Below are 8486 nucleotides of genomic sequence, written 5' to 3' on the forward strand. Positions count from 1 at the left end.
GTTACCGCTTCGTCTGGCCCTTCAGCTTTCCTCGAAACCGGACTGGTCGAACTTGAGCGTGCGGGCGTTCTCTGAGACTGTCCGCATCTTGTTCTCGTCGAAGCCGGTCGCGTCGGTTGCTTCGATCTCGATTCGGACGGTGAGGTTGGTGCTTGTGTCGTCGCGGAGGGGGGTGATGACTTCCTCGGCGATGGTCTTGAAGTCCATCGCGATCTTGTCGGTGTTGAGTGTCTTGACTCCGTAGAAGCGGGTCTTGAACTTTCGGTTGTAGACGCCAGGGTGGTCAGGGTCTGGCTCGAAGTGCTTCTTGGCCTCCTCCGCAGTGGGCCCGGCAGGGGTGTCCGGCGTGCCAGAGTCCTCATCATCGCGCTGCTTGGTGGCGATGTCGGGGCGGACGAGCAGGAGCGAGTCGGTGGTGGCGGGAGGGGGCTGCTTGTCTTCTGGGATCCAGAGGCCGATGTAGCGGTTGGCCGTCTCGTCGTAGCCGGTGGCGAGGGCGAAGGCGTCGGTCTGCCAGATCATCGGTAGGTCGATGATGCCCTCGTCGAGGACGCGGCGGTCGCGCAGGCGCGGCATGTAGGGGTACTGGCTGTAAAGCCCCCAGAGCGTGCCGAGGGTGACGTGGCCGTCCTTCCAGATCTGCGGCACCTTGTTGATGGCCAGGCGGATCGTCGTGGCAGCGTGCCGGGTGGACAGGTCGCCGTCGTTGCCGAGGCGCCGAGAGACACGTTCTGCCAGTGCGTCGGACTGTCCTTCGACCTTGGTCTCCCGGATGACGAACGGCGCGCCGGCGTTGGGCTGTGCCGGGATGAGTGCCCAGGTGAAGGTTTGCAGCAGGCGCGCGGTGACTGTCTGGTCGGCCTGTGCCCGGCGCTGCGAGGCTTGGTTCTTCTGGTTCTGGGTCAGGTCGAGGTCTGCCTCGTTGGCGAGCACATGGTCCCAGCCGAGGTAGTCGCGGGTCGCTGTGTCGAGTTCTTCCAGCCGAAGCTCGTCTGCGGCGAGGTAGACGAGCATGTTGCGGTGGGTGCGGTTGGCGCTACTGCGCTGTTCGGTGGCCGTCTGGGCGAATTCCTTCGCCTTTGACTCGGTGCCGCGCTTGTGCGCGACCTTCGGGTGGAGGATGACGAGCCGGGCTTCGTCGGTGTCGGGGATGTCGGCGTTGGTCTCGGGGCATACGTGCACGCCCGCGAAGTCGCCGGGGGTGCGGGCCTGGCCTTTAAGCCGGCGGACGATCTCGGCCCAGACGTCCTCCTTGTGCAGGCGCTCGGCCTGGTCCTTGGCGGTGCGGGTGATGTTGGGCTGGAGGTCGTACCAGTACTTGCCGGAACCTGAGTAGAAATAGGTCGCCCGGTCACCGAGTTGGGTGAGCGCGGAGTGGAAGTTGCCGGGTACGTCACCAGGGACGGCCGTGCCGAGGAAGACACGCTGGGTAGTGATGCCCTTGTGGATCGAGCCGGGCCCGATGGTCGGCGCGGCGCCGAAGAACACCGTTCGTGCGAGCCGCTTGGTCAACGCTCGCTGCCCGTAGAGCGGCTTCTCCTTGTCGATCCGGGCCGGTTCGGAGTTGGGGCCGTCGACGTCGGCGTCGATGATCGTCTTCCAGAAGTCCTGCAGGTACCCCGTCAGCTCGGCGTTCACGTTCGACGTAGCCAGCGGAATCGACGCGGGCATGATCAACGGCGCGGCGTCCTCGCCGGTCCACAGCGCGTGAATCACCGTGCTCATGAACCGCAGCACGCCACGGGTGCGCTGAAATCGCTCGAGTGACGACCATTCCTCGTAGAGGGTGTCGAACAGCTCGGGGTGGATCGGGTAGGTCCGCTTGATCCGGTTCTCGTACGCCGAGTCCCGAGCCTCGCGTGGGAAGTCGTCGATGTACTTGCGGTACATCTCCACATAGGCGCGAGCGGTCGCACCGATCGCGGCGAGCGCGGCGGCGTTGGGCTGTTTGAACAGCCGCTGTTTCACGATGTGGTAGGCCTCGTCCGAAGACGCCGGCCGCCACTGATCGGCCACCCTGCGCACGACGTTCTGCAGCCGTTTCAGCGCCTCGAGACCGTTGGTGCCGCCGACCTCCTCGGCGTTACCGGCGACGATCTCGGTGTCGTCGCCGCTCTCGGACGCGGGGATGGAGATCGCGAGCAGGATGCCCGAGGTGCCCTTGGCGGTCTCGGTGAGCGACTGGGCGAAGGTGAACTGGTCATCGAAGGTGCCGCCGGCGAGGTCGTCGCGGCCGACGAGCGAGCGAGCGTAGGCGACCCACTCGTCGATCAGGATCACGGCCGGGGCGTACTTCGCGAGTAACTCGTGGAGCGCGTCGCCGGGGTGCGTTCGGTTGCTGTCGGCCGTGGCGACGATCGCGTAGGCCTTTGCGCCATCGAGCTGCCAGGCGAGCTCGCCCCAGATCGTGTTGACCTGGGTGCCGTCGTCCTTTATGGCACCGGACGGGCTGAGGTGGTTGCCCACGATTGCGACACGGTTGACCTTTGCGCCGGTGTAGCCGTTGGCGTTCAGCAGTTCCTGGGTCTCCTGCGGGAAGTCGCCCACCGGGAGCCCGGCCGCGATGTGCCACAGGGACAGCATCGAGTGGGTCTTGCCGCCACCGAAGTTGGTCTGCAGGTTGATCACCGGCGAGGCGTTGTCGTCACCGGACAGCCGGCGCACCGCGCGGCCGATGAGGTCGCGCAGGCCCTCGGTGAGGTAGGTGCGCTTGAAGAACTCCACGGGGTCGGCATAGTCCGAGTCCACTTCCCCGCCCGTAGCGACCTTGTACAGGTCGGCGGCGAACTCGGAGGCGTGGAAGTTGCCGGTCGCGACATCGTCGTGCGGCGGTAGCACCTCACGCCACGGCTTGAGCCCAGCCGCCTCGGGATTGTCGACCGCGGACTTGAGGACTTTCTTGTCGTCCTTGTCCGCGGTGACGCGGCGCAGGTTGAGCCGGATCCGCGCGATCTCCTCACCGGTGTCGGTTGCACTGATTGCGGTTGCGAACCGCTGGGCGGTGTCGAGGGCCCGGTACGCATCGTCGTCGGTGAACGACCTCATGTGTGCCCACGTGTGCCGCACCTGCAGGAGTTCCGCGGCGTAAGCCAGATGCGTGCGGTTCAAGTGGGAGTTCAACGGCCGCCAGTTGCGCCGGTACCGGTGCGTGTAGTCCCGGGTGATCAGCTTGAGCTGGACCGACGGGTCACCCCGGTGGACCTCCCTGCTGTCGCTGTTGTCGACCGTGGTGATGATGTTGACCCAGGTGCGTCCAGCCTCGAGCTGCGGATCGAGGATCTGGGACAGAAAAGCGTCCAACTTGGGTGCCAGCAAGTCGAACATTTGGCCGATGCGGTCGCGGTTGCTCACTGCCATGTCAGTCAGTCTCCAAGGTTGCGTCGTCCATGAGTTCGTCCGCCTCGAAGTGGGTGGAATCTTCTTCCGCGAAACCCAGGTCGATGTCGCGCTGGACGGCCTTCCCGATGGCGGCCTCGACCAGCTTGCAGAGTGACTCCCTGCGCGCCGCGAAAAAGGCGTCGAAGTTGTCCGAACGCAGGAGATCAGCGGGAACCAGATGCGTGGCTAGCCGTTCGTCAAGGCGAGCGGCGTCGACCTTGGCGCGTGACTCGATCACCGACAGGTAGTGGGACGGCGGCGCACCCCCGACAGTGCGGTTCGTACGAGCGCTGATCGCGGTCTTGTTGACGATGCTCTCGCGGCGCTCATCGTCGATGCCGTTCTCGTTGCACCATTTCTGCGGGAAGATGTGGTGGATGTCGACGGCTAGGTCGCTGTGCTGGACCTTGTCGAGTGCTTTCTCCTCCATCCAGTCCCGGGCACCTCCTGCCAGGATGAGCGCCGCTATGCCCTTGTAGGCGGCCGCGTTCCGAGTGCGCAATGAATGGAGGCGGGATTCGGTGAAGTTCGCGTCCTGCACACTTCGCGGCGTCGGGCTCGACTCCTCAATCGCCCACACCGGCACCATCTCGATGTCGCGGGCGAAGCGGGTCTCTATGGCGGATCCGTACAGCTCACCCAGGACACCGCACCAGTACCAGCGGATGAGCCGGTCGCTGACGCCGATGAGGTCGGCATCTTTACCCAGTACCACCTTGATGGTCGCCAAGGGCACCAACTGTTTTGGATACGGCACATCTCGGCGCGCGAAGATGTGCCGATCGGCAAGGAACGTGGCCGCCCAGACAAATGCCTCGCGAAGCTGATCACGCCACTCCAGGTAGTCCGTCAGACTCAGTTTGAGGACGTCCTCGCGCTTCGCGGAGATTGCAGGCGGCCTGTCAGAGGTGTCGGCCAGGTGGCGCTTCCGCGTCGCGAGCATCGTGACGGCCTGCAGGAAGTCGGTGTTCTCCACACCGGCCAGGACCGGATGAGACGACCACTTGACTTGCGTCTCCTTCCAGTCGTCGTTCAACCGGAAGTCTTCGCCAGTCTTCTTGTAGTATCCGGCGTCACCGGCGAAGACCGCAGTCAGCAGCTCGAAGACGTTGAGCGGGAGACCGCCAATGTTGACCTTCTCGAAGACGGTCGCGACCGCGGCCTTGTCGGTGCTCTCGTCGAGAACGATTGCGGGAATGTCATAGGTCGCAGCAGGTTTGATGAACTGCTCGTGGAATCGCTTTCCCAGGTCGCGCTCGTTGAGCTCGAGAATCCAGCTCATGTAGTCGCCGTACAGCAGATGCAGCGGGAAGTAACCGTGTTTCCGCTGCTTGTCGTGGTCGCTAAGGTCGATGACTACGTCCTTGCCGAAGTTCGCGCGGATGACGCCGTCTGCTGGAATGCTGATGATGGCCTCGTCTACGCGGTTCGCGTCACTCAGCGCCGTCGCCATGTGCACCAGGTAGCGTCGGTCCAGCAGCTTTCCTCGGCTATCCTTGGTGGCAACCGCGCCGTCGCCGCTAAGTGCCTGGGTTAGCGAGGTGAGCCTCTGTTGTCCGTCGAGGAGGAGGAACTTCGCCTCGGTTCCAGACGCTAGATCGACTCCCTCGATCGCGCGCGGTTTGAACCGGACCTGGGCGTTGCCGGTCTTGAGCAGCATGACGGCACCGAGTGGGTGACCACGCAGCACTGTCACAAGGAGCTGACGAATCCGCTCGTCCTCCCACTTGTAGCCGCGCTGGAAATCGGGGAGCTGTATCTCGCCCGAACGTGTCCAGGCGAGATACTCCCCGAGTTCATACATCGGTGTCAGGAAGCCCACGGTTAGTCACCCTCCTCATCGAAGTCGAAGGCGCTCTGCATGTGGACCGGCTTCCGCGCGGCCCGTGCCTTTTCGAGAATCTCGGGCCAGCTCGTGACGAGGTTGTTGAAGCTCAGCGCGTCCTTGGTCCAGCCATTGCGCTTGTCCTCTGCGATGCGGAACAACAGGTGGGCAAGTTCCTTGACGAGATCAGCATCAACCGCCCCGTCAGGGCGGCTCAACGCAGCCTGGAGGAAGTCGCCGGCGGGGGCGATGCCATCGCGCTCCACGACTTTAATCAGATGGTGCAGCGCCTCCCAATTGCTGGTGTGGCTGTCCTTGAGTACGTCGTACCCCTCCGGTAGAACAGCTGGTTTGATGAGCTGAACCTGGCCCGCCCGACTCGTCAGGATCGCATCCCGATCCATCATGGCTACGCTCGTGTTCCGCGCCCGAGCGAGACTATCCGCGTCACCGAACTTTCCTACGCCGTAACCGTGCTGCCGGTACCACGCGATCGCGAATCGCGTAGTCGCGTCGAAGTCCCCCTCCTGCTCGGCCAGCACCTGGTCGAGGATCTCGTTGATCCGTGTCAGTGCCGAGCGGACGGTCATCCTCGACCCGTCGTTCTCGAGCACGCCGCCGTAGCGGCTAAACACTGCCATCCCCGGCCCGATCGCCGCCTGCGGCAGATCCACCGGCGCAATCTGACCCTGCTGAAGCCTGCGCAGCGCATCGGGGAGTTCCACTTCCAAGGCTGCGATGAACCCGCGACGGTCTGTCGTCGGCGCATCCTCGGGACGAGGACGCAGCGACAGCACGATCGACGAGGCGAGTGCGTTCGAATCGATATCGCGCGATCGCCCACCGCGTTCGCTACGAAGCGGCCAGGTTGACGTGATCTCCCACCCTGACCGAATCATGCCTTCAAGGAGGGTCTCCCAGCCGGTTGACGCCTCGCCAGATTCGTCCGAATCGCTTTGCTTGAAGGCATAATAGACGGTGATTGGCGCATCATCACGCGCCGATTTCCTTGCGCGGGCGAATACGTCTCGGAATCCATTCTCGAAGAACTTTTCGGCGCCACCCTTGCTTCCGTGGCGGAAGGGGTTGGCAACTAATTCTTCGGCCTTTGGAACCAGCATCGTCGACAACAGCGACGGATATATCGCACGAAGCGACCTCCGTAGCCAGACATAGAAGAAGTCGGAAAGATCGGAGTAGTCGATGTTGTCGTAGTATGGAGGGTCCGTACTGATAAGCATCTGATCGTACGATCGACTCGACGCGGAGCCTTGGCTCACAACCGCTGGGACTGATCCACCAAGTTCCTCGAAGCCTTGGCTGACGACCTGGACACAACGCTCCCATGAACCACCAACGCCGCAGAACGGATTGACCTCTGGGTAATCCCATACCATCGGTAGGGTCTGCAGCGCGAAGAGATTCTTCGGGCGGTCCTCCTTCGGATACCAAACGGCAAGGGTGTTGCCATAGTCGGCGAGCTTGTCGACTGCAAAGGCGAGGAATGTTGCCACTGCATCTGCGTAGTCACCCGGTCCTCCGTTCTTGAGGATCTGATCCCGGGTGTCATGCACCAAGTCACAGAAGGTGGTGACGGCGGCGAGCTGCCTATTGGTGAAGAGTGAGGCCCAGGTGGTCATGCCATAGGCTTGCACCCTGAACCCGAGGGCTTGGTCCGGCAGTGCCGCGTCTGGCACGTCATCAGGACGTTCGACGGTCGCTGACGCTGTGTCCCGCTCAGTGGGCGGGAGATAGACCCTCACCCGCTTGCCCTCAGCTACAGAGGCCAATACGCGAGCGCCGATTCGGCCCTCTCGTCCCTCAGCGCGAATGTACGACAAGTCGACGGCTGTCGCGCAGGACACACACCATGCGCCGGTCTTAGACACCGTGCCAGCAGCACTTCGGGTATCCGGCTTGCTATGTCTGATCTCGAACGTCACTCGGTGCCCCGATGGATGAGTCGGGTCAGGAACGACCGAGGGGACGGCGTATGCTTCTTTGCCCTTCTTCTTGCCGAGCCACCAGGAGCGGACGAGGGGCATCTCGATGCCGCAGGCGGGGTTGGGGCAGGTCACGGTGCGGGTCCAGAGCCAGGCGATAACAGTCGCCTTGGAGCCGTCGGGGAGAACCGCCTTGGGGTAGAGGTGGCCGATGCGCTTCTCGGCCTCGTCACGCATCCAGGCACCGTAAGTGCGGACGTCGGCGGCGAGGCCTTCGGCGCCCTTCCACGGCCGGATCTGGGAGTCAGCTAGCCCGGGGAACACCGGCGGCTTGTCACGAAACTTCGGCGGGATCTCGATGAGCGCCTTGTTAATGAGGACCGCGACGGGGTTGAGGTCGGAGGCGTGTGCTTCCAGGCCGAGGCGTTGCGCCTCAAGTGGAATGGTGCCGCCGCCGGCGAAGGGGTCTAGGAGCGGCGGCGGGTCGCCGTCAGTCGACTTAAGAATCTCCGCGTGGGCCTCGGCGAGTAGTTTTTCGTCGTGGACGTTTTCCCACACGACGAGCCGCTCGATCAGGTTGTGCAGCCGTTCGCGCTCCTTGCGCTGCAGTTCCTCGGTGGCGAACTCCTCGGGCCGCGAACTCGGGTCGTCGACGAGCTGCGCAAAGAGCACTGCCCTCGCCGCCGCGAGGGGTCGCTGCGCCCACCACTTGTGCACCGAGGAGGGGTTGCCACGGTAAATGTAGTTCTCCCGTGCGGACTCACGGTTGATCGCCTCTAGGGGCAGTGCCACCTCGATCAGTTTCCGCTTCTGCACCAGTTCCTCGATCTCTCATGGCCCGCCTCGCGGGCATGACCTGGCGGCGCCAAAGCGCCACGACCTTCCTGGACAAACCTAGCGACGTACCCGACGAGATCAGGATGAACGGGCCAACGTACATCAGAACGGTGCCGATCCCTTGGCCCACGTCTTGGTCCAGTCACCCCGGATGCCTGTGGCTTCGAAGTCGCCGAGGTTGGTGGTGGCGAACGGGTCTTCGAGGTAGCGGACCTCGTCGTGTTGGGGGCCGCGCGGGTCGACTTTGACGAGTGCGAGGCGGTAGCGGGGCACGGCGTTCTTGCCGGTCATGACCTCGTTGTGGGTGACGAAGAAGTCCTTGGCGCCGTCGAGGCGGGCTTTGACTTCGATCCGGTAGGTGTCGCCGTTCGGCGCCGTGGAAAGGATGTCGAAGCCCTTGTTGTTGAAGGCCTGTTCGACGGGCTTGCGACCGAGTTCGCGTTCGCGGGCCATCACCAGGTCGACGCCGCGGCGTTCGACCTCCTTGGTCTCCTTAGCGTGGA

At 63.6% G+C, this 8486-nt stretch carries 4 protein-coding genes; all 4 read right to left on the reverse strand.

What is annotated here, in order from left to right; translation table 11 throughout:
• Positions 1-21: 21 nt before the first annotated feature.
• Positions 22-3357, reverse strand: coding sequence for a DUF499 family protein (locus VF106_RS24155; protein ID WP_330842095.1), 3336 nt, complete (start codon positions 3355-3357; stop codon positions 22-24).
• Between the two features lies 1 nt (position 3358).
• Positions 3359-5200 carry a GmrSD restriction endonuclease domain-containing protein gene (locus VF106_RS24160; RefSeq protein WP_330842096.1) on the reverse strand — a complete coding sequence of 614 codons (1842 nt, stop codon included), beginning with the start codon at positions 5198-5200 and terminating at the stop codon, positions 3359-3361.
• Between the two features lie 2 nt (positions 5201-5202).
• Positions 5203-7962: a DUF1156 domain-containing protein gene (locus VF106_RS24165; protein ID WP_330842097.1), complete on the reverse strand. Its 2760-nt coding sequence runs from the start codon at positions 7960-7962 to the stop codon at positions 5203-5205.
• Positions 7963-8085: 123 nt separating this feature from the next.
• Positions 8086-8486 (reverse strand): protein NO VEIN domain-containing protein (locus tag VF106_RS24170; protein WP_330842098.1); only part of this gene is annotated, 401 nt, incomplete at its 5' end.

This window comes from Actinophytocola sp., from assembly GCF_036378875.1.
Classification (GTDB): domain Bacteria; phylum Actinomycetota; class Actinomycetes; order Mycobacteriales; family Pseudonocardiaceae; genus Actinophytocola.

What these genes read in the sequence shown, in the direction of transcription:
- VF106_RS24155 (WP_330842095.1), bottom strand. Translation starts at nt 3,357, where the DNA reads ATGGCAGTGAGCAACCGCGACCGCATCGGCCAAATGTTCGACTTGCTG.